22 protein-coding genes are annotated in these 19,715 nt (G+C 66.4%); 9 read left to right on the plus strand and 13 right to left on the minus strand.

Translation table 11 applies throughout. From position 1 onward, the window contains the following. The first annotated feature begins 194 nt into the window (after positions 1–194). The 3 genes from ABQ137_RS06445 (at position 195) to ABQ137_RS06455 (ending at position 2,520) form a co-directional block, all read left to right on the plus strand. Complete coding sequence (locus ABQ137_RS06445) at positions 195–1,376, plus strand: polyketide cyclase (RefSeq protein ID WP_039815379.1); 1,182 nt, start codon at positions 195–197, stop codon at positions 1,374–1,376. 95 nt (positions 1,377–1,471) lie between these two features. Next, complete coding sequence (locus ABQ137_RS06450; protein ID WP_184516519.1) at positions 1,472–1,843, plus strand: DUF423 domain-containing protein; 372 nt, start codon at positions 1,472–1,474, stop codon at positions 1,841–1,843. A 2-nt stretch (positions 1,844–1,845) separates the two neighbouring features. After that, positions 1,846–2,520 carry a DNA-3-methyladenine glycosylase family protein gene (locus ABQ137_RS06455; protein ID WP_184516522.1) on the plus strand — a complete coding sequence of 225 codons (675 nt, stop codon included), beginning with the start codon at positions 1,846–1,848 and terminating at the stop codon, positions 2,518–2,520. A 37-nt stretch (positions 2,521–2,557) separates the two neighbouring features. Here the strand turns inward: ABQ137_RS06455 and ABQ137_RS06460 are convergent, their stop codons facing one another. The 4 genes from ABQ137_RS06460 to ABQ137_RS06475 form a co-directional block, all read right to left on the minus strand. Beyond that, on the minus strand, positions 2,558–3,355 hold the full coding sequence (locus tag ABQ137_RS06460) for a M15 family metallopeptidase (RefSeq protein WP_184516525.1): 798 nt from the start codon (positions 3,353–3,355) through the stop codon (positions 2,558–2,560). 173 nt (positions 3,356–3,528) lie between these two features. Continuing rightward, positions 3,529–3,708: a type II toxin-antitoxin system antitoxin gene (locus ABQ137_RS06465; RefSeq protein ID WP_024939461.1), complete on the minus strand. Its 180-nt coding sequence runs from the start codon at positions 3,706–3,708 to the stop codon at positions 3,529–3,531. After that, a complete protein-coding gene (locus tag ABQ137_RS06470; RefSeq protein WP_016901699.1) occupies positions 3,705–3,989 on the minus strand; it encodes a hypothetical protein in 285 nt (94 codons plus the stop codon). Before ABQ137_RS06470 ends, ABQ137_RS06465 begins: the two co-directional genes overlap by 4 nt. A 9-nt stretch (positions 3,990–3,998) precedes the next feature. Beyond that, a complete protein-coding gene (locus ABQ137_RS06475) occupies positions 3,999–4,868 on the minus strand; it encodes an SPFH domain-containing protein (RefSeq protein ID WP_349781640.1) in 870 nt (289 codons plus the stop codon). A gap of 127 nt (positions 4,869–4,995) precedes the next feature. Here ABQ137_RS06475 and purT point away from each other — a divergent pair, with 127 nt between their 5' ends. Continuing rightward, positions 4,996–6,195 (plus strand): formate-dependent phosphoribosylglycinamide formyltransferase, encoded by a 1,200-nt coding sequence (purT, locus tag ABQ137_RS06480; protein WP_115043205.1) that lies wholly within the window; start codon positions 4,996–4,998, stop codon positions 6,193–6,195. Positions 6,196–6,302: 107 nt separating this feature from the next. Here purT and ABQ137_RS06485 read toward each other — a convergent pair whose 3' ends face one another. Both ABQ137_RS06485 and ABQ137_RS06490 read right to left on the minus strand, forming a co-directional pair. Then, positions 6,303–7,532, minus strand: coding sequence for an endonuclease/exonuclease/phosphatase family protein (locus ABQ137_RS06485; protein WP_349781643.1), 1,230 nt, complete (start codon positions 7,530–7,532; stop codon positions 6,303–6,305). Positions 7,533–7,584: 52 nt separating this feature from the next. After that, complete coding sequence (locus tag ABQ137_RS06490) at positions 7,585–8,499, minus strand: arginyltransferase (RefSeq protein WP_039519976.1); 915 nt, start codon at positions 8,497–8,499, stop codon at positions 7,585–7,587. Here ABQ137_RS06490 and ABQ137_RS06495 point away from each other — a divergent pair. After that, positions 8,390–9,127, plus strand: a complete 738-nt coding sequence (locus tag ABQ137_RS06495) for an EF-hand domain-containing protein (protein WP_374057716.1) — start codon at positions 8,390–8,392, stop codon at positions 9,125–9,127. The genes ABQ137_RS06490 and ABQ137_RS06495 overlap by 110 nt on opposite strands. 186 nt (positions 9,128–9,313) lie before the next feature. Here ABQ137_RS06495 and ABQ137_RS06500 read toward each other — a convergent pair whose 3' ends face one another. The 4 genes from ABQ137_RS06500 to ABQ137_RS06515 form a co-directional block, all read right to left on the minus strand. After that, the gene (locus ABQ137_RS06500) at positions 9,314–10,507 is read right to left on the minus strand and encodes an RNA polymerase sigma factor (RefSeq protein ID WP_349781645.1); all 1,194 of its coding nucleotides are present in this window, start codon (positions 10,505–10,507) and stop codon (positions 9,314–9,316) included. Between the two features lie 99 nt (positions 10,508–10,606). After that, positions 10,607–11,116: a putative signal transducing protein gene (locus ABQ137_RS06505; protein WP_016901706.1), complete on the minus strand. Its 510-nt coding sequence runs from the start codon at positions 11,114–11,116 to the stop codon at positions 10,607–10,609. A 148-nt stretch (positions 11,117–11,264) separates the two neighbouring features. Further along, complete coding sequence (gene tesB, locus ABQ137_RS06510; protein ID WP_349781647.1) at positions 11,265–12,179, minus strand: acyl-CoA thioesterase II; 915 nt, start codon at positions 12,177–12,179, stop codon at positions 11,265–11,267. 71 nt (positions 12,180–12,250) lie between these two features. Beyond that, entirely contained in the window at positions 12,251–13,021 is a 771-nt protein-coding gene (locus ABQ137_RS06515; RefSeq protein WP_046342022.1) for an enoyl-CoA hydratase/isomerase family protein, read from the minus strand. 83 nt (positions 13,022–13,104) lie between these two features. Here ABQ137_RS06515 and ABQ137_RS06520 point away from each other — a divergent pair, with 83 nt between their 5' ends. Then, positions 13,105–13,512, plus strand: a complete 408-nt coding sequence (locus tag ABQ137_RS06520; protein ID WP_374057845.1) for a copper chaperone PCu(A)C — start codon at positions 13,105–13,107, stop codon at positions 13,510–13,512. Between the two features lie 251 nt (positions 13,513–13,763). Here ABQ137_RS06520 and ABQ137_RS06525 read toward each other — a convergent pair whose 3' ends face one another. Both ABQ137_RS06525 and uvrA read right to left on the minus strand, forming a co-directional pair. Next, the gene (locus tag ABQ137_RS06525; protein WP_024940078.1) at positions 13,764–14,171 is read right to left on the minus strand and encodes an acyl-CoA thioesterase; all 408 of its coding nucleotides are present in this window, start codon (positions 14,169–14,171) and stop codon (positions 13,764–13,766) included. Next, positions 14,171–17,137, minus strand: coding sequence for an excinuclease ABC subunit UvrA (uvrA, locus tag ABQ137_RS06530; RefSeq protein ID WP_016901711.1), 2,967 nt, complete (start codon positions 17,135–17,137; stop codon positions 14,171–14,173). The genes ABQ137_RS06525 and uvrA overlap by 1 nt, the downstream gene beginning before the upstream one ends. A gap of 291 nt (positions 17,138–17,428) precedes the next feature. On the opposite strand from uvrA, the gene rplU reads away from it, so the two are divergent. From rplU to obgE, 3 genes are all read left to right on the plus strand, one after another. After that, positions 17,429–17,749 carry a 50S ribosomal protein L21 gene (gene rplU / locus ABQ137_RS06535; RefSeq protein WP_046342025.1) on the plus strand — a complete coding sequence of 107 codons (321 nt, stop codon included), beginning with the start codon at positions 17,429–17,431 and terminating at the stop codon, positions 17,747–17,749. Between the two features lie 12 nt (positions 17,750–17,761). Further along, the gene (rpmA, locus tag ABQ137_RS06540; protein WP_003484326.1) at positions 17,762–18,022 is read left to right on the plus strand and encodes a 50S ribosomal protein L27; all 261 of its coding nucleotides are present in this window, start codon (positions 17,762–17,764) and stop codon (positions 18,020–18,022) included. A 232-nt stretch (positions 18,023–18,254) separates the two neighbouring features. Beyond that, positions 18,255–19,304, plus strand: a complete 1,050-nt coding sequence (gene obgE / locus ABQ137_RS06545) for a GTPase ObgE (RefSeq protein ID WP_349781651.1) — start codon at positions 18,255–18,257, stop codon at positions 19,302–19,304. Positions 19,305–19,395: 91 nt separating this feature from the next. On the opposite strand, the gene rpsT is transcribed toward obgE, so the two are convergent. Further along, positions 19,396–19,665: a 30S ribosomal protein S20 gene (gene rpsT, locus ABQ137_RS06550; protein WP_002807888.1), complete on the minus strand. Its 270-nt coding sequence runs from the start codon at positions 19,663–19,665 to the stop codon at positions 19,396–19,398. Positions 19,666–19,715 lie beyond the last annotated feature (50 nt).

Here is a 19,715-nt window from a genome sequence, read left to right on the forward strand (position 1 = left end):
ATAGCTGCGCGCAATCTGAGCAAACCCTTGTGCAGGTTGGGGTTGCGCAGTCATGGACTGCGCGGTTGCGCGGTGGATGACACCGCAAGACCGCGCTACCCGTCGCACAACTGAACATCTTTCTCGAAGCCTGCTAGGATGGCGGCTTCGCTTCACTCAACCCGGCCGTGGGATCGGCCCCGGAGACCTCCTGAATGACCCGTATTATCGAGTTCCTGATCGCCTTGGGGATCGTGGCTGGCTTGTTTGTCGTGGTGGGCTTGGTGTTGCCCTCGGAGCGGCAGATGTCCGAGAGTGTTGAGACCAACCGCAGGATGACGATTGTTTACGACACCGTGAACAGCTTCCGTCGTTTCAAGGATTGGAACCCGCTTGTGCTGCGTGACCCGAAGATCCAGCTGAAGCTGGTCGGCCCGACCGAGGGTAAGGGTGCACGCGTCGAATACAGCTCCACCGAAGGCTATATCGGCGACGGCAGCTGGGAGATCACCAACAGCGTCAAGAACGAGCGTGTTGAGATTTCGATCGACGATCCCACCAAGGGCTACGACAAAGTCACCAACTTCACCCTTGCGCCAACCGGCAAGAACAACAAGAACGTCAAGATCACCCAGGACTACAGCGTCAAGTACGGCTGGAACCTGTTCGGTCGTTATGCCGGCCTGTATGTCAGCCGCCACGTGGGCGACGACCTGAAGCTGGGTCTGTCGCGTCTGGCGACCGCACTGGCGACCGTGCCGAATTTCGACTACCGCGCCCAGCTCGACGGCAAGCCGGTGTTGAGCGATCTCAAGCTCGTCGATGTGCCGGCCGAGGACCTGCTGGTCGTCAACGCGGGCAACATCGATCGTGACAACGAGACGATCAAGAAGTCGATCAAGGACAACCAGGAGTGGATCAAGCGCGTGATGGACGCCAACGGCCTCGAGGCTGCTGGTCCGGTCCGCATCGTGACCACCGACTTCGCTAGCGACAAGTACGCGTTCGACGTCGTGCAGCCGGTCCGCAAGCGTGCCGGTGGCGCGCCGAAGACCGATGCCAAGGCCGACACCGCCAAGGCCGATGCCAAGAAGGATGACGCCGCGGCTGCCGCACCTGTGGATGCAACCCCGGTTGCTGCAGCGGGCGAGGAGTTGAAGGTCAACATCCCTTCGGAAGCACCGGTCAAGTACGAGCGCACCAAGGCACACCGTTCCGCGTTTGCGACCTACGCAGGCCACATGGCCGGCCTGGACGCAGTGCGCAGCTCCCTGCGTGCCTGGGCTGCCACCAACGGCAACGACGTGACCGAGCGTCCGTACGAGTCGTGGAAGGGCGGCGTGGACAAGTCGTTTACGCAGGACGGTACCTACGACGTCTACTGGGCCATCAAGTAATCGTCTCACCACGATGATCTGATCCAGACGAAAACGCGCCGCAGTCCTGCGGCGCGTTTTTTTTTGCGCCACGGTGCTGCAATGGAATCGCCTTTATGTCACTGCTCGAACGTCGCAAGAAACATCCGTCGCTGCTGGCGTTTTGCGGCGCCTTGCTGGCCGCCAGCGCGGTGGGCCTGTCGGCCTATGCCTCGCACGGGGTAGCCGATGCGCTGGTGCAATCGCGGCTGCAACTGGCAGCGCTGTATGCCTTTGGCCACGGTGCCGTGCTGACGGTACTCGGCACCACCGAAACGCGCGCGCTTGGCCGGCTCGGCCTGTATCTGCTGTTGCTCGGCACGCTGCTGTTTGCCGGCAGCCTGGTCGGCGGCGCGCTGCTGCACTGGCCCACCAGCCTTGCACCGGTGGGCGGCGTCAGCCTGATGCTGGGCTGGGCGGTGCTGGCGATCGGCGCGTTGAGGCGCTGAGCATGCCGCGCCATGCCCGCGGATTCGATGTGGAGGCCGCCTTCGCGCACCTGACCCGGCGCGATCGCGTGCTGGGCGCGTGGATGAAGCGCATCGGCCCGATCGCCGCACAGCCGGGTTGGCGCAAGCCGTTCGATCCGGTGGACGCGTTGGCGCGCGCGATCCTGTTCCAGCAACTCAGCGGCAAGGCCGCATCGACGATCGTGGCGCGGGTGGAGGCGGCCATCGGTGCGCCGCGCCTGCATGCAGACACGCTCGGTCGCATCGACGACGCGGCACTGCGCGCGTGTGGCGTGTCCGGCAACAAGTCGCTGGCGCTGCGCGATCTGGCGCGCCGCGAGCGCGATGGCGAGATTCCCTCCCTGCGCAGGCTCGCCTTCATGGACGAGGAAGCGATCGTGCAGGCGCTGATCCCGGTGCGCGGCATTGGCCGCTGGACGGTGGAGATGATGCTGATGTTCCGCCTGGGGCGCCCGGATCTGCTGCCCGTCGATGACCTGGGCGTGCGCAAGGGCGCCCAGCGCGTGGACAGGCAGGAACAGATGCCCACGCCGAAGGAACTGGCCATCCGCGGCGAACGCTGGGCCCCGTACCGGAGCTACGCCGCGTTCTATCTGTGGAAGATCGCCGACTTCAGCGTGGCAGCCAAAGTGCCGACGCCGCGCTCGCAGGAGTAGGGCGCTGCAGTGCGGTGCGTGCGGCTTGCCGCGCGCATTACGCCGCCGACCAACGCCAATGCCAGGGCTCGTAGATGATGCCGTAGGGATTGTCGCGCGGATAACTCAGCCGGTAGCCAAAGCGATCCGCGTGGTCGCGCAGCCACGCGAAGGCCGGCGTGGTCTCGAAGGATTCTTCCACCGGCGGCTCGCCGGGCGTGCCGATATCCAGTGCATCGCCGCTGTGGTGTTCGCTGAAGCCGGGCGCGGTGTTGACCGCCAGGATTTGCGGCACCGTCAGGCCGCGCGCCAGCTTGCGTTCGAAGATCGCCAGTTGGTAATCGTGGCTGCGATAGCCGGACAACGCATCCAGCAGCACGCCAGCGCGTGCAGCGTCGGCCTGCATCTGCCGCCATGCACGGCTTGCGCCGGCGCTGAGCCACAACGGCCGTGCAAAACGATCACGTCCGGCAAAGTGCAGGGCAGCAGGTTCGGCCACCAGGCTCAGCCCGGTCTGCCGTGGATACGCCTCCACGTCGATTTCCAGTTGCGCCAGCCGCTGCTGCACGCCGCTGACCGGCAACAGCGTGTTCGTACGGTCCGATGCACGCCCGCCTGGCAGTTCCAGCAGCGCCAGTGCCTCGTCCAGCCCCGGCTCGTACGCCAGTCGCGGGATCAACGGCATCACGCCCTGCGGCAGATGCGCGGCCAGGTAGCGTCCGTCGCGCTTGCGCCGCAGCAGCCAGTCGGCCTGCGCCAGCACGCGTGCATCCGCATTGCCGCGCGCACGCAGCAGGTCTGCCGGCCACAGTTCGATGTCGGAGGTGTTGAACAGAAAGCGTGGGGAGTTGCGCATCGCCGCAGCTTAGCGGGTGCCACGTGAGGGCTGCCAGTCCGGAGCGGCGCGAATGCTGGCGTGCGCCGATAGAGATGCTCCGTTGAGCAGCGGCGGGGCGGATGCATGCGAGCGGAAGCTGATCCGTTCTGACGATCACTCACGTCTGTGCTTGTTCTCAACCGGGCTTACTTTCAAGCATCGGCGTCCTTGTCGCCCTGCGGCTTCGGCAGGCGCCCGGCCTTGCGTAGCGCATCGCGCAGCACGTATTCGATCTGCGCGTTGAGGCTGCGCAGTTCGTCGTCGGCCCAGCGCTGCGCGGCGGCCAGCACGTCGGCGTTGATGCGCAGCGGGTAGGCCTTCTTCTCGCTCACTCGCGCTCCTGGCGGCCGCTGTGGCGGCGCAGGTGCATCACCATCGACACGATCAACACATTCACACCGACGAGCATGCCGATCACCACCGCGTAGATGCCGGCGCGGTTGTCGCCGGCCCAGTACAGGCAGGCAGCACCGATCAGGATGACCAGGCTGATCAGGGCCCAGCGCAGCCCCAGGCCGCGCGCGCGGTCGTCGTCGTCCGCACCGATGGAGGCGGCGATTGCCAATGCAGGCAAGCCGGAAAGCGCGACGACCAACGGCACCATGACATTCATTGCATCACCTCAATACAGCGAGCCGGCGTTGACCACCGGTTGGGTACCACGATCAGAACACAACACGGTGAGCAGGTTGCTGACCATGTGCGCCTTGCGCTCTTCGTCCAGCTGCACCACGCCGTTTTTCTGCAGTTCGGCCAGCGCCATTTCGACCATGCCCACCGCACCGGCAACGATGCGCGTGCGTGCGGCGATCACCGCATTGGCCTGCTGGCGTTGCAGCATGGCCTGGGCGATTTCCGGCGCGTAGGCCAGGTGGCTGATGCGCGCTTCGATCACGTCCACGCCGGCCTGGGTCAGGCGCTCGTCCAGATGGCGCTTGAGCTGTTCGCTGATTTCGGCCGGATGGCTGCGCAGCGAGATCTGATCGTCTTCGTGCTGGTCGTACGGGTAGCTGGTGGCCATCGCGCGCAGCGCCGCTTCGGACTGGATATGCACGAAGCTTTCGTAATCGTCGACGTTGTAGACCGCCTCGGAAGCGTCCAGCACCTGCCACACGATGACCGCAGCGATCTCGATCGGGCTGCCGTCCAGTTCGTTGACCTTGAGCCGGCCGCTCTCGAAGTTGCGCACGCGCTGGCTGACCCGGCGCTTGGAATAGAAGGGGCTGTTCCAGCGCAGGCCCGGGTCCTTGACCGTGCCGACGTACTTGCCGAACAGGCTCAGCACCGCCGCCTGGTTCGGCTCCAGCGTGTACAGGCCGGCCAGCATGAAGATGCCCGCCGCCACCACCAGCAGCGCAATCAGCAGCACGCCTGGAGTCGGGCTGCCGGCCGCCAGGGTGGTGAGAATGAACCAGGCGGCGCCCGCGCATGCGGCGCCAGCGGCGAGGATGACCGGAATGCCCGGCAGTGAGCTGATCGGCTTCTCTTTCATGAGGTGGGTGTCCTTGGGGAGTGGAAAAAAGATATCAAAGTGATATCAGTTGGTGCAAGTCGCGCAACCGGCGGCCATGGTGATGGCCCGTTAGAATGGCGGCCCCCTCCCGATCTGGACTGCGCTCATGACTACTCTCGGCACGCCGTTGTCGCCTTCCGCCACCCGCGTGTTGTTGCTGGGCTCGGGCGAGCTGGGCAAGGAAGTAGCGATCGAATTGCAGCGCTTCGGGGTGGAAGTGATCGCCGCCGATCGCTATGCCGACGCGCCGGCGATGCAGGTGGCGCACCGTTCGCACGTGCTGGACATGCTTGATCCCCAGGCGCTGCGCGCGCTGATCGCCCGGGAGCAGCCGCATCTGATCGTGCCGGAGATCGAGGCGATCCATACCGAAACGCTGCTCGCGCTGGAACGCGAGCAGGGCCAGCGGGTCATCCCGACCGCGCGCGCCGCTCGCCTGACCATGGACCGCGAGGGCATCCGCCGCCTGGCTGCCGAAACACTGGGCCTGCCGACCTCGCCGTATCGCTTCGTCGACACGGCTGCCGAGTATCGCGAGGCGATCGCCGCGGTGGGCCTGCCGTGCGTGGTCAAGCCGGTGATGTCGTCCTCGGGCAAGGGCCAGAGCACCCTGCGCAGCGAGGCGGACATCGAGGCGGCCTGGGACTACGCGCAGACCGGCGGACGTGCCGGTGCCGGCCGCTGCATCGTCGAGGGCTTCATCGACTTCGATTACGAGATCACCTTGTTGACCGTACGGCACGCCGGTGGCACCTCGTTCTGCAACCCGATCGGGCATTGGCAGAAGGACGGCGACTACCGCGAGAGCTGGCAGCCGCAGCCGATGTCAGCGGCCGCCTTGCAGCGCTCGCAGCAGATCGCGCAGGCCATCACCGACGACCTGGGCGGTCTGGGTCTGTTCGGGGTGGAATTGTTCGTCAAGGGCGACGAGGTGTGGTTCAGCGAAGTCTCGCCACGACCGCACGACACCGGCCTGGTCACGCTGGTCTCACAGGAGCTGAGCGAATTCGCCCTGCACGCGCGCGCGATTCTCGGCCTGCCGGTCGGTGCGGAAAACGGCGGCGTGATCCGTCAGAGCGGCCCGTCGGCCTCGTGCGCGCTGCTGGCGCATGGTCACGGCGTGCCGGTCTTCGACAATGTCGCGCAGGCCTTGCGCGACCCGGACACCGCACTGCGCCTGTTCGGCAAGCCGCGCGTGGACGGTCACCGCCGCGTCGGCGTCACGCTGGCGCGCGCGGACAGCATCGATGCCGCGCGCGCGAAGGCGCGGGTAGCCGCAGAGGCATTGCAGATCCGGCTGGACTGAGCGCTGCGCTCATCATGGCGCGGTTGCGGCAAACAGCCGCAATCGCACCACGACACAAGCAACCACCCGACGCGTCAAATCCCCAATCCCGAATCACCGCTGCCGAATCACCGCCCCCCAGCCACATCCACCCAAACCGCATGATGGTCGCTGCCATCGGCGATCGCCGCTTCCGGGGTGGTGCTGGCGGGCCAGAAGATGCCGCTGCCGACCAGGGTGAACTGGCGCGAAGGCAGCACGTAGTCCAGCCGCATCGTGCCCGCCTGCGGCCCGAAGTCGCCGGTGACCTGGCGTGGGTCGCCCGCATGTGCAATGCCTTGCGCGGCGTATTCGGCGGTTTTTTCCGGGCCGCCTGCACTATGCGGCGTGGGGTACTGCAGCACCCGCGGGTGCGTGATCAAGGCGCGGATCGCATCGTGCCGGCCGGCGCCGTCGACCGGGTCGTTATTGAGGTCGCCGAGAATGACGAAGCGCGCATCGGCGGGCAGCCCGCCGCAGCGGCCCTGGTCGTCGCACAGCCAGCTGGCGTCCTTGGGATTGTCCAGATACTCGCGCCACAGCCGCAGCTCGTCATGGTTGCGGGCGACGTTACGCTTCTCGGCGCCATCGAACACCGGCGGGGTGGGGTGCGAGACCAGCGCGTGCACCACACCAAGCGGCGTACGCACCGGCACGTCCCAATGCGATTTGGACGACAGCCGCAGTTGCGCCCAGATCGCGTCGCGATAGAACGCTTGTTTGCTGGACGGGTCGGTCGGGCGCAGCGCACCCGGCAGCGCGCTCCATTTCAGCAACTGGAAACTGCGCACCGCCTGCGTGTTGATCGGGTAGCGCGACAGCACCAGCATGCCGTACTGGCCGGGATGCAGCCCGTAACCCCAGGCATCGTTGCCGCGGGTGCGTCCATCGCCACCGACGCTGCCGTTGTTGTCCAGATCCAGGCCGCTCGGCACGCCGGTATTGACCGGGGCCAGGTAGCGATACGGGTAGCGCAACGCTGCGCCGCCGCCCGGCTGGGCGACCTCCAGATAGCGCTGCTGGAACAGATCGGCGGCGCGGTGCTCGGGGTCGAAGTCGAACTCGTTGAGCAGCACCAGATCCGGACGCACCCGCTGCAGCACCGCGGCGATCTTGCGCGCATGCGCGCTGTCGCCCTGCAGTTCGCGCACCAGGCCGCCGGCCTGATCCGAATACAGCGAGGTGTTGTAGGTCGCGATGCGTAGCTGGGCCGGCGCGGAGGCGGCAGTTGCCTTGGCGCTTGTCTCCGAAGAGGTCGCCTGATGGGCGCAGGCGGCGCAGAGCGCGGTCAGCGCAAGCAGTAAGAGAGGTCTGATCATCGCGATATTCTCGCATGTGCAAGACGACAGCCCGATGTCGTCCCGGCGGGGGTCACCCTTCCGGTGCAGCGGCAGGAAGCCCGCGCCATTGGCGGCCGTCGTAGGCCTCCAGCGCGCTGAAGCGGCGCTTGTAGTTCATCTTGGCATGGCCGTCGATCCAGTAGCCCAGATACACATGCGCGCGGCGCTCGCGTTGCGCCCACTGGATCTGCTGCAGGATCGCAAAGGTGCCCAGGCTGCGCGCAGTGGCATCCGGTGCGTAAAACGTATAGACCGCCGACAACGCATGCTCGGTGACATCGGTGACCGCAACGGCGAGCAGCCGCCCAGGCGCATGCGCCACCGCCGGTTCGCGGATTTCCAGGAAGCGTCCATGCGACCAGCCGCCGATCAGGAACTGGTCGAATTCGGTGGCGCCGTGTTCGTCCATGCCGCCGCCAGGATGGCGGTGCTTGAGGTACTGCCGGTACAACGCGAGTTGTTCGTCGGTGCGCTCGGCAGCGACCACGCGCACCACCAGGTCCTGGTTGCGCGCCAGGCAACGGCGCTGGCTGCGATCGGGCCGGAATGCATCCACCGCGATGCGCACCGGCACGCAGGCGCGGCAACGTTCGCAATGCGGCCGGTAGACCAGATCACCGGAGCGACGGAATCCCCATGCCAAGGCCTGCGGATAGATCGCACCCAGACGCGGATCGTGCGGATCCAGCACCAGGTCGCGCGCACGGCGCTCGGACCAGTAGCCACAGGCATGCTCGCCGGTCTGGAACAGGCGCAGGTCGTCATGGGTGTCGGCGTGGATGGCCATGGCGTCAGGATAGCGCCTGCGCGTCGCAACAGCGGCGACTGTCCGCCGGATGAATACGCCCGGTTGCCGCGTCAACGCGCGCGCCGATGGCTCGTTGATGTGGGTGTTGGTGGCAGCGCACGGTGGATCCGGATGCGCCACCCACGCGATGCGGCCCATGCAGGTGCCGCGTGTGGTTCCCACATTCCAGGAGTTTCTCATGACGTCTCGCAAACCGTTTCTCGCACTGGCCGTGCTGGCTGCCCTGTCCACCGGCGCGGTGTTCGCCGCTCCGCCTGCCGCCGGCGATGCGCCGCGTCCTGCCAAGCTCGACAAGAACGGCGATGGCGTGATCGATCGCAGCGAGGCCGCTGCCGATCCCAAGCTGGCCGCACAGTTCGACACGCTGGACACCAACAAGGACGGCAAGCTGTCGCGCGACGAGCGCCCGCATCATCGCGGCCCGGGGCGCGGTGGACGCGGCGAATGGCTGAGCAAGCTCGACACCAACAAGGACGGCCGCATCAGCCGCGAAGAGGCCAAGGCCGACCCCAAGTTCGCCGCGCGCTTCGATGAGATGGACATCAACAAGGACGGCTTTGTCGATCGCGCGGACCGTGAGCTGCGCATGCAGCAGCATCGCGACGCATGGTTTGCCAAGGCCGATACCGACAAGGACGGCAAGCTGAGCAAGGCCGAGTTCGATGCCGCATCCAAGCAGCGTGGCGAGCATGGCCGCTGGGGTCAGGGCGAGCATGGCGATCACGGCAAGCGTCCGATGCCGGCCAAGCCTGCCGCGGGCAACTGAGTTCATCCAGTCGCTTCCCCGGTCGCAGTGCTGCGACCGGGGCAGCACTTTCGTCATACGCAGCATGTAAACCGCAACACGCAACAAGGCGCCGATCGACCAACGGCCTCCCGCGCAAGCAGGAGGCCGTTTTTGTTGACAGGAATGGTCGCACTTGCCGCATGCGGCGATGGCGCCACGCCGGGATCAGAGCATCCCCAGCTTCATGTAGTGCCGCACGATGGGCAGCATGACCGCCGCCGTGCTCACCAGCATCGCGGCCGGGCTGAACATGCAGCGATACAGCAGCGGTGCCCGCGTGGTGCCGCGTCGTTGCGCATCGCGTTCCAGCATCGGGCGCATGACGCGTGGCAGCACCCGGATGGATTGGTAGTTGAGCACCGCCATGCCTGCGCCCAGCAGCAGCAGCGACGTCCATGCGCCGGCATCCAGGCGTTTGAGCAGCAGCGTGCTGCCCACCACCAGCACCGACGTCAGCGTGGTGATGTGCAGGAAACGACGAATCGCCGCTGCTTCGGCGGCGGTCTGCGCAAAGCGCAGCAGATACCAGCACGACCAGTACGTGCCGACGCCGGCAACCAGCACGGCGCCGGCGGCGAATAGAGACGGCAGGCCGAGCCAGAGGCTTAGCGCACCGGCGGCGCCACCCCCGCCCAATGCCGAGCCGGTCAGCCCGCTCACGCCTAATTTGCCCGCGCCCCCCATGCCCGTCAGCACGATGGCCGCGCTCGCCGTCCCCGGCGCGGCCAGCAGGGTTGCCGAGGTCACCGCGGTGGCAAAGGCCACGCTGGGCGCGCTGGCACGGGCCAACTCGCCGAACCGGCGCAGCAGCTCGCCGCGCACGCTGGCACGTGCCCGCGACAGGCGCTTGCGCACGGCCGCATCGCTCAGGCCGAGCAGCGAAGCGACCTGCCGCGAACTCTGGCCTTCGCGATAAAACAGCAGCAGCGTCTCGCGGCTCTCTTCGGGCAATGCAGAAATGATGTCGAGCGCGGCGATCTCTTCTTCCACCTGCAGCAACTGGTCGGCGGGCGAGGGGGCCGGGTCGGCGGCCATCGTGATCGCCAGGTCCGCCGCTTCGCCGCTGAGCGCGCGATGCCGGTTGGCGCGCAGCCAGTCGCGCGCCAGGTTGCGGGTGATCTGCCGCAGCCACGGCAGGAAACTGGCCGGCTGATGCAATTGCGCCAGCCGCTGCCAGGCGCGCAGGAAGGCTTCCTGGGCGATGTCTTCGCTGGCGGCGATATCGCGGGTGATCGCCAGTGCGATGGCGGTCACCGTGTTCTGGCAGGCGCGCACGATGCGGCCGTAGGCCTGCTGGCAGCCGGCGGCGGCGACCGGCAATTCGCGTTGCAACATCAGGTCCAGCGTGTCGGTGTGCATCGGCGCAATCCATGTCCTGGTCCCAGCATGACGCAGGCGAGCAGCGGATGTGACCAACGTGATGGCGGTGGCGCCTGGCGCACCGCCGGGTGACTGCGCTCAGCGCGCCGGCTGGATCCGTACACGCACTTCGTCATCCTCTGCGGCGGGCGGTGCGGTGGTGGCGGGCGCTGGCTGCGCGGCCGGGGGTGCCACTGGCCTGGCCGCATCCGGGGCATTGCGATGGCGCAGCACCACGAACATGGCGACCGCGCCGATCACCAGCAGTAGCACCAGCCGGATGCGCCAGGCCCAGCTGCGCGCATTGGTGCTCGAGCCGTTTTCGCCGTCGCGGAAGGTGTACTCCACATTCGGCAGATCGCGGCGGGTGGTGTCGAGCAGGCGTGCGTCGCGCAGCAGATCGCGGGCGCGCGGCTGATCGTCGGCGTGCACGATCCACACCGTGGGGTAGGCCTGGGCGTTGCCCTGTTCGAGATAGCTGAACTGGCCGCTGCGCTTGCTCTCGTAGGAGCGGCCGTTGCTCATGCGCACGTCGATACCGGCGTTGCGCAGGAGATCGGCCACGCCTTCGGCGGTTTCGATACGTTGACTGCTGAAGATCTTGCGCATGCTTAAAGAGTGCCAGCGATTGCCGAGCAGGGCGCGCTGCGAATGCGCTTGCTCGAGCTGAAAGAAAGGAGCGGCAAGGACGTCGATCCAGGCCGGAAAGTGCAGGCGGCCATCAGCATGCCTGCGCGCGACGAACGCGGTGCAGCGATCAACATGGCGAGTCGTTTGCCGGCACCGCGATCGCGTTGCCGTCGGGCACCACGCGGATCAGGCCTTCCTGGGTGGTGCTGGCGACCAGCACGCCATCGCGGGTGAAGAACTGCCCGCGCGCCAGGCCGCGCGCACCCTGTGCGGTGGGGCTGTCGAGTGAGTACAGCAGCCAGTCGTCGGTGCGGAACGGGCGGTGGAACCACAGTGCGTGATCGAGCGAGGCCATCTGCACATTCGGCGTGTAGTAGCTGATGCCATGCGGAAAGGTGGAGGTGCCCAGCAGCTGAAAATCCGAGGCATAGGCCAGCAAGGCCTGGTGCAGGCCGACGTCTTCGCCGACCGGGTCGCTCAGGCGCAGCCACATCTGCTGGAATGGCGGGCGCCTGGGCGGCTTGAGTTCGTCGCGCGGAAACACATGGCGAAACTCGAACGGGCCGCCACGCGACAGCCAGCGCTGCACCTTGGCAGGCAGTTTCTCCAGCACCTCCGCTGCCAGCGGCGGGGTGGGTTCGATGTCTTCGGGCGGCGGCACCACCGGCATCGCGGACTGGTGTTCGGCGCCGTCTTCGCGCTGCTGGAACGAGGCCGCGCAGAAGAAGATCACCTTGCCATGCTGGATCGCGGTGACCCGGCGCACCGAAAAACTGCCGCCATCGCGGGTGCGGTCGACGTCGTAGACGATCGGGTGGTCGATATTGCCGGCGCGCAGGAAATAGGCATGCAGAGAGTGCGCCTGGCGGCCGTTGTCCACGGTGGCCTGCGCGGCGGCCAGTGCCTGGCCCAGCACCTGTCCGCCGAACACGTACTTGGTGCCGATATCGCGGCTCTGGCCGCGGAACAGGTTGTCTTCCAGGCGCTCCAGCGACAGCAGGCTGATCAGTTCGGAGACGACGGGTTCGGCAGTGGCGGACAAGGGGCTGGCCTGGGCGTGCGACGGACCGAGATTATAGCGGGCCGCCCCCTGCGCGCCGCGCGGGAGCGCCTTCAGGCCTTCTGCAGCCGCGCCACCAGGCCGTGCAAGGCGGCCTGCGCATCCGGCGCGTACCAGCCGTCGATGAAGCGCTCCAGCTGGATCAGCTCCGGCGCCAGTGCCGCGCGCAGATCGGCGCGGGCGATCGCGCGCGTGGCCAGCATCGGCTGGCGCGGCAGCTGCTGCAGGTCCTGCAGCCAGGCCACCGCGCGGGCGGTGACCAATTCGCCATCGACCAGTTCGTCGACCAGGCCGATCGTGACCGCCTGCTCGGCCGGCAGCAGCTGCCCGGAGATCAGCAGGCGCTCGGCGCGGTGCGCGCCGACCACGCGGCGCAGCAGGCGCTGGATGCCTTCCGGCGCAGCCAGGCCCACCTGCACCTCGTTCAAGCCGATCGCATACGGTTTGGCGGTATCGGCGCTGCGTGCCATCACCCGGTAGTCGCAGCACAGCGCCAGCACGCAGCCGCCGGCCGGCGCATGCCCGCCGATGGCCGCGACCACCGGCACGCGGCTGTTGGCCAGCGCCTGCGCGGCCTCGAAGAAGGCCGTCCAGCTGGCCAGCAACGCGGCGCGGTCGGTGCCATGCGCCAGCAGGTGCGGCACGTCCATGCCACCGGAAAAGATCCGCTCGCTGCCCGACAGCACGATGCCGTCGGTCTCCTCGCCGGCCTGCTGCACCGCAACGCTCAGGGCCTGGCACAGCGCACTGTCCAGTGCATTGACCGGCGGGCGCGCCAGACGGATTTCGCGAAGACGGCCATGGTCTAAGATCTGGATGCTCATTCGGGGCTCCTGGAGGTTGGGTCATGATAGACGGCAGTCGAAGCAGGCAGCGCATATATGCACGCGTGCTCGGTGCATGGGTGATGCTGGCAAGTGCAGGCGCTGGCGCGCAGTGCCTGCCCGAGTTCAAGGGCGGCTGGATCCGCATTCCGCCACCCGGTGGCATGGGCATGGCAGCGGGCTTCGGGCAGTTCCACAATGGCTGTGCGCAGCCGTCGAAGGTCACCGCGGCCAAGAGCAGTGCGTTTGCCGATGTGTCCATCCACGAGACCACGCAAACCAACGGCGTCAGCCGCATGCGCGCGGTGCCGGAGCTGGCATTGCCGGCCGGCAAGTCGGTGCCGCTTGCACCGGGCGGCCTGCATCTGATGCTGATGGAAGCGCGTGCGCCGCTGCAGGAAGGCGCGCAGGTGCCGGTGACCTTTACCTTGCAGGATGGCCGCGAGGTCAAGACCACGCTGCAGGCGCGCAAGCGCGCGCCGGGTTCGTAGACGCGCGCAGTGCGCGGCTGAGCGGAGTCTGGGTCCTGCAGTGTTTGCCGAGCCCACTGCGCGATGTTGCCGATCAAACGCGATGCGTGGTGGCGAGCAGGCTGCCACTTCACTGTGTCGATCTCGATCACGCGGCCTGTCGGTGGTATCGCGCAGCGGCAGGACAGGAGCGCTGCAAACAACAACGGCGGCTCCCGGAAGAGCCGCCGTCGTCTTATGGCGCTGGCGAGCCAGCGCGCAACTGGCAAGTCTCAGCTGCTGGCGGCGCGTACCGCATCCGGCAGCGATGCGCTCTTGCCGGTCTGCGTATCGATCCACACCACCACCACGTTGCCATCGGAATACAGCACGCCCTCGTCCTTCTGGTCGAGGATGCGGTGGCCGATGGTGATGCTGCTGCTGCCCAGGCGCTCGACGAACAGTTCCACCAGGATGTCGTTCGGCCATATCAGCGGGCGCTTGTAGTTGACGTTGGTGGCCGCGACCACCGGCGCGATGCGGTCGGTCATCGCCACGCCTTCAACGCCCAGCATCCAGCGCACGCGCGCTTCCTCCAGGTACGAAATGTACTTGGCGTTGTTGACATGGCCCATGCTGTCCATGTCGCGCCAGCGCACGCTGATCGGGATGCGTGCCAACACCTTGTGCTCTTCGCTCATCAGCTTGCCTTCTTCTTTGCGGTTTTCTTGGTGGCGGACTTGGCGACTTTCGCCACCTTCTCCGGTTTGACCTTGCGTGGCGGGCGCGCATCGGGCTTGTTGGCCATCGCCGCCGGCCGGGTCTCGCGCGCCTTCACCGATGGCAGCATCTTGGCCAGGAACTGCCCGGTGTAGGACGCCTTGTGCGCGGCCACATCTTCCGGCGTGCCGGAGACCAGGATGCTGCCGCCGCGATGGCCGCCTTCCGGGCCCAGATCCACGATCCAGTCGGCGGTCTTGATCACGTCCAGATTGTGTTCGATCACCACCACCGTGTTGCCCTCGTCGCGCAGCTTGTGCAGCACGCCGAGCAGCGCTTCGATGTCGTGGAAGTGCAGGCCGGTGGTCGGCTCATCGAGGATGTACAGGGTGCGTCCGGTATCGCGACGCGACAGCTCCTTGGACAACTTGACGCGCTGCGCCTCACCGCCGGACAGCGTGGTCGCGCTCTGGCCCAGCTTGATGTAACTCAGGCCCACATCCACCAGCGTTTCCAGCTTGCGTGCGATCGACGGCACCGGCTCGAACAGCCGCAGCGCGTCCTCGACGGTCATCTGCAGCACGTCGCTGATGTTGAAACCCTTATAGCGGATCTCCAGCGTCTCGCGGTTGTAGCGCTTGCCGTGGCAGACATCGCAGGGCACGTAGACGTCGGGCAGGAAGTGCATCTCCACCTTGATCAGGCCATCGCCCTGGCAGGCCTCGCAGCGGCCGCCGCGCACGTTGAAGCTGAAACGGCCCGGCGAATAGCCGCGCGCGCGCGCTTCCGGCACCTGCGCGAACAACTCGCGCAACGGGGTGAACATGCCGGTGTAGGTGGCTGGATTGGAGCGCGGCGTGCGCCCGATCGGCGACTGGTCGATATCCACGACCTTGTCGAACAGATCCAGATTCTCCACCTCGCGATGCGCGGCCACCGGATGCGAGGCGCCGTTGATCTCGTTGGCCGCCAGCGAGAACAAGGTGTCGTTGATCAGCGTGGACTTGCCCGAGCCGGACACGCCGGTGATGCAGGTCAACAGGCCGGCCGGAATATCCAGGTCGACATTCTTCAGGTTGTTGCCGGTCGCCCCGCGCAGATGCAACATCATCTTCGGGTTGGGCTTGTGGCGCTGCTTGGGAATCTCGATGCGGCGCTTGCCCGACAGGTACTGGCCGGTCAGCGAGCCGGGTGCATCCAGGATGTCCTGCAACGAGCCTTGCGCGCAGATTTCGCCACCGTGCACGCCGGCGCCGGGGCCGATGTCCAGCACGTAATCGGCCAGGCGGATCGCGTCTTCGTCATGCTCGACGACGATCACGGTATTGCCCAGGTCGCGCAGCCGCGTCAGCGTGCCCAGCAGGCGTTCGTTGTCGCGCTGATGCAGGCCGATCGATGGCTCGTCCAGCACATACATCACCCCGACCAGGCCGGCACCGATTTGGCTGGCCAGCCGGATGCGCTGCGCCTCGCCACCGGACAAGGTATCGGCCTTGCGTTCCAGGGTCAGGTAATCCAGGCCCACGTCGACCAGGAAGCCCAGCCGCTCGCCGATCTCCTTGACGATCTTGCTGGCGATCTCGCCACGCCAACCCGGCAGCGACAAGCCGCGGAAAAAGCTCAATGCCTCGTTGACCGGCAGCACCACCAGCTCGGGCAACGGGCGGTCGGCGACGAACACGTTGCGCGCGGCACGGTTCAGGCGCGTGCCGTTGCAGGCTGGGCAGGGCTGCTGGCTGACGTACTTGGTCAGCTCTTCGCGCACGGCCGGCGATTCGGTTTCGCGGTAGCGGCGTTCCAGGTTCGGCAGGATGCCCTCGAAGCGGTGCTTGCGCGTGGTGCGCCCGCCCGCATCGGTGAAGTAGGTGAAACTGATCACCTCATCGCCGCTGCCGAACAGCACCGCCTGGCGCACCTTGGCTGGCAGCGTGTTCCACACCGCGTCCACGTCGAACTTGTAGTGCTTGGCCAGCGAGGCGATCAGCTGGAAATAATAGGCATTGCGCCGATCCCAGCCGCGCACCGCGCCGGCCGACAGCGACAGCTCCGGATGCACCACGACGCGATCCGGGTCGAAGAACTCGGCCACGCCCAGGCCATCGCAGCTGGGGCAGGCGCCCACCGGTGCGTTGAACGAAAACAGCCGCGGCTCCAGCTCCGGCAGCGAGTAATCGCAGACCGGGCAGCTGTACTTGGACGAGAACAGGTGCGGGGCCGCGGCCGGGTCGTCCAGCGACTGCACCGCGACCATGCCTTCGCCGAGCTTGAGCGCAGTCTCGAAACTTTCCGCCAGTCGTTGCTTGATGTCTTCGCGTGGACGGAAGCGGTCGATCACCGCCTCGATGGTGTGCTTCTGGCGCAGCGCCAGCGGCGGCACCGCGTCGATCTCGTATAGCTCGCCATCCACGCGCACGCGCACAAAGCCCTGCGCGCGCAGCTGCTCGAACACCTGCGCATGCTCGCCCTTGCGCTCGCGGATCACCGGTGCCAGCAGCATGTAACGCTGCTCCTGGTCCTGCGTGAGCATGTGGTCGACCATCTGGCTGACGGTCTGCGCCTCCAGCGGGAAGCCGTGGTCCGGGCAGCGCGGCTGACCGACGCGCGCGTACAGCAGGCGCAGGTAGTCGTAGATCTCGGTGATCGTGCCGACCGTGGAACGCGGGTTGTGCGAGGTCGACTTCTGTTCGATCGAAATCGCCGGGGACAGGCCTTCGATGTGGTCCAGGTCCGGCTTTTCCATCACGCTGAGGAACTGGCGCGCATACGCCGACAGCGACTCGACGTAACGGCGCTGGCCTTCTGCATAGATGGTGTCGAACGCCAACGACGACTTGCCCGAGCCGGACAGGCCGGTGATCACGATCAGTTTGTCGCGAGGCAGGTCGAGGTCGATGTTCTTGAGGTTGTGCGTCCGCGCGCCGCGGATGCGGATGAAATCCATCGCCATGGGGGATCCGATGTCGGGCCGGCGAACCGGCAGTGGTGCGAGCGTGCTCAGCAGGAATGAGTGGCAGTCGATCAGCCTACCCGCCGACCTAGGTGAGGGCAATTGCCCCAAATGCCAGTCTGACCGGGCGCCTGTGGCGGCCGGATGATGCGTTGCACGGGTGGATCGGGCGGGGTCACGGCCGGCTGGCCGGCAGGTTGACCCCAAACCCCGCCAGCCCGTACAATCCCGCTCCTGTCTGCCCTAGGGCACGTCAGTGCGACCATAATAACTACAGAGGAAAACCTGGTCATGTACGCAGTTCTGGTAACCGGCGGTAAGCAATACCGCGTCGCGCAGGGCGAAACGCTCCGCGTGGAAAAGCTCGATGTCGAAGCTGGCAACGAGATCAAGTTCGACACCGTCCTGATGCTGGGCGATAGCGATGGCATCAAGCTGGGCGATGCGCTGAAGGGCGCCTCGGTCACCGCCAAGGTCGTGGCCCATGGCCGCGCCGACAAGGTGCGCATCATCAAGTTCCGTCGCCGCAAGCACCACATGAAGCGTCAGGGACACCGTCAGCACTACACCGAAATCGAGATCACCGGCATCGCCGGTGGCGATAAGAAGTAAGGAGAACCAGTCATGGCACACAAAAAAGGCGTAGGTTCCTCGCGCAACGGTCGCGATTCCAACCCGAAGTACCTGGGTGTGAAGATCTTCGGTGGCCAGGCCATCGATGCCGGCAACATCATCGTGCGTCAGCGTGGCACCCAGTTCCATCCGGGCGCCGGCGTTGGCCTCGGCCGTGACCACACCCTGTTCGCGCTGGTCGACGGCAAGGTGGAGTTTTCCACCAAGGGCCCGAAGAAGCGTCGCACCGTCAGCGTGGTTGCCGAGGCGTAATCGCCCGCTCCATGCAGGCCAGTCCGTCAGGCATCGCTGCCTGGCGGACGAGACGGAAAGCCCCGCTTTTGCGGGGTTTTTCGTTTGACGGCCGGGAGTGGGGATTCGGGATTGGGGATTCGCAACGGCGGATTTCGAGAGTCCCGGTACCGCTGCTTCCTGCTGTTTCCGCGGCCGCCTAGCGGCGTCCTGCGGTGGTGTTACCAATCCCAAATTACGAATCCCAAATCTCATGAAGTTAGTCGACGAAGCAGAAATCCTGGTCATTGCCGGCAATGGCGGCAATGGCTGTGTCGGCTTTCGCCGCGAGAAGTTCATCCCGCTCGGTGGGCCCGATGGTGGCGACGGCGGTAACGGCGGCAGCGTATGGATCGTGGCCGACGAGAACGTCAATACGCTGGTCGACTTCCGGCATGAGCGCACCTTCAAGGCGCAGCGCGGCGAGAACGGCATGGGCCGCCAGGCCTACGGCAAGGGCGGCGAAGACCGCATCATCGTGGTGCCGGTCGGCACCGTGGTGATGAACGTGCAGACCGACGAAGTCATCGGCGACCTGACCCAGCATGGCGATCGCCTGCTGGTGGCCAAGGGCGGCAAGGGCGGCCTGGGCAACATGCATTTCAAGAGCTCGGTCAATCGCGCGCCGCGCCAGTCCACCACCGGTGAAGAGGGCGAAGAGCGGTTGCTCAAGCTGGAGCTGAAGCTGCTAGCCGATGTTGGCCTGCTGGGCTTTCCCAATGCGGGCAAGAGCACCCTGATTCGCGCGGTGTCCTCGGCAACCCCGAAGGTGGCCGATTACCCGTTCACCACCCTGTATCCGAATCTGGGCGTGGTCAGTGTCGAGGCATACCGCAGCTTCGTCATCGCCGATGTGCCGGGCCTGATCGAGGGCGCGGCCGACGGTGCCGGGCTAGGCACGCAGTTCCTGCGCCATCTGCAGCGCACCCGTCTGCTGCTGCATCTGGTGGACATTTCGCCGATGGATGGTGGGGTGGAGGCGTCGCCGGTGGATCAGGTGCGCACCATCGAGCGCGAGCTGGAGCGCCACGATCCGGAGTTGCTGAAGAAGCCGCGCTGGCTGGTGCTCAACAAGGCCGACCTGATGTTCGAGGACGAGGCGCGCGCTGCGGCCGAGACGATCGTGGCCGAACTCGGCTGGACCGCGCCGTGGTATCTGGTCTCGGCGCTGGGTCGCGATGGCACCTTCCCGATCATGAAGGACATCATGGCGTTCTTCGACCGTCAGCGCGAGGACGAGCTCGAGGCGCGCAATGCCGGCTGAGCGCATGCGCAGGCACACAAAAAACCCGGCCAAGGCCGGGTTTTTCTATGCCACCGCAAGCCAGGCCTGCGGTGATGCCAGCACGGCTCGCTTACGCGGCCTTGATGGCCTTGATGCGAGCGGTCAGGCGGCTCTTGTGACGCGCAGCCTTGTTCTTGTGAATCAGGCCACGGGCGCTGAAACGGTCGAGGATGGGCTGGGCAACGGCGAAAGCAGCTTCGGCGCCTGCAGCATCGTTGGCGTCAAGGGCCTTGATCACCTTCTTGACGGCGGTGCGCAGCATCGAACGCTGGCCCGTGTTGCGCTCATTGCGCACGACGGTCTGCTTGGCGCGCTTCTTGGCGGACTTGATATTGGCCACGGTGGTGGGTTCCTGAAAAATCGGTGTAGTGGAAAAAGCAAGCGGGAAAG

Source organism: Xanthomonas sp. WHRI 8393, from assembly GCF_040203315.1.
GTDB lineage: Bacteria > Pseudomonadota > Gammaproteobacteria > Xanthomonadales > Xanthomonadaceae > Xanthomonas > Xanthomonas arboricola.

What these genes read in the sequence shown, in the direction of transcription:
- ABQ137_RS06520 (WP_374057845.1), top strand. Translation starts at nt 13,105, where the DNA reads ATGCTGGCAAGTGCAGGCGCTGGCGCGCAGTGCCTGCCCGAGTTCAAG.
- ABQ137_RS06455 (WP_184516522.1), top strand. Translation starts at nt 1,846, where the DNA reads ATGCCGCGCCATGCCCGCGGATTCGATGTGGAGGCCGCCTTCGCGCAC.
- ABQ137_RS06500 (WP_349781645.1), bottom strand. Translation starts at nt 10,507, where the DNA reads ATGCACACCGACACGCTGGACCTGATGTTGCAACGCGAATTGCCGGTC.
- rplU (WP_046342025.1), top strand. Translation starts at nt 17,429, where the DNA reads ATGTACGCAGTTCTGGTAACCGGCGGTAAGCAATACCGCGTCGCGCAG.
- purT (WP_115043205.1), top strand. Translation starts at nt 4,996, where the DNA reads ATGACTACTCTCGGCACGCCGTTGTCGCCTTCCGCCACCCGCGTGTTG.
- rpmA (WP_003484326.1), top strand. Translation starts at nt 17,762, where the DNA reads ATGGCACACAAAAAAGGCGTAGGTTCCTCGCGCAACGGTCGCGATTCC.
- ABQ137_RS06445 (WP_039815379.1), top strand. Translation starts at nt 195, where the DNA reads ATGACCCGTATTATCGAGTTCCTGATCGCCTTGGGGATCGTGGCTGGC.
- ABQ137_RS06470 (WP_016901699.1), bottom strand. Translation starts at nt 3,989, where the DNA reads ATGAATGTCATGGTGCCGTTGGTCGTCGCGCTTTCCGGCTTGCCTGCA.
- ABQ137_RS06485 (WP_349781643.1), bottom strand. Translation starts at nt 7,532, where the DNA reads ATGATCAGACCTCTCTTACTGCTTGCGCTGACCGCGCTCTGCGCCGCC.
- ABQ137_RS06450 (WP_184516519.1), top strand. Translation starts at nt 1,472, where the DNA reads ATGTCACTGCTCGAACGTCGCAAGAAACATCCGTCGCTGCTGGCGTTT.
- ABQ137_RS06460 (WP_184516525.1), bottom strand. Translation starts at nt 3,355, where the DNA reads ATGCGCAACTCCCCACGCTTTCTGTTCAACACCTCCGACATCGAACTG.
- ABQ137_RS06525 (WP_024940078.1), bottom strand. Translation starts at nt 14,171, where the DNA reads ATGAGCGAAGAGCACAAGGTGTTGGCACGCATCCCGATCAGCGTGCGC.
- ABQ137_RS06515 (WP_046342022.1), bottom strand. Translation starts at nt 13,021, where the DNA reads ATGAGCATCCAGATCTTAGACCATGGCCGTCTTCGCGAAATCCGTCTG.
- ABQ137_RS06495 (WP_374057716.1), top strand. Translation starts at nt 8,390, where the DNA reads ATGAATACGCCCGGTTGCCGCGTCAACGCGCGCGCCGATGGCTCGTTG.
- uvrA (WP_016901711.1), bottom strand. Translation starts at nt 17,137, where the DNA reads ATGGCGATGGATTTCATCCGCATCCGCGGCGCGCGGACGCACAACCTC.
- ABQ137_RS06490 (WP_039519976.1), bottom strand. Translation starts at nt 8,499, where the DNA reads ATGGGCCGCATCGCGTGGGTGGCGCATCCGGATCCACCGTGCGCTGCC.
- ABQ137_RS06475 (WP_349781640.1), bottom strand. Translation starts at nt 4,868, where the DNA reads ATGAAAGAGAAGCCGATCAGCTCACTGCCGGGCATTCCGGTCATCCTC.
- obgE (WP_349781651.1), top strand. Translation starts at nt 18,255, where the DNA reads ATGAAGTTAGTCGACGAAGCAGAAATCCTGGTCATTGCCGGCAATGGC.
- ABQ137_RS06505 (WP_016901706.1), bottom strand. Translation starts at nt 11,116, where the DNA reads ATGCGCAAGATCTTCAGCAGTCAACGTATCGAAACCGCCGAAGGCGTG.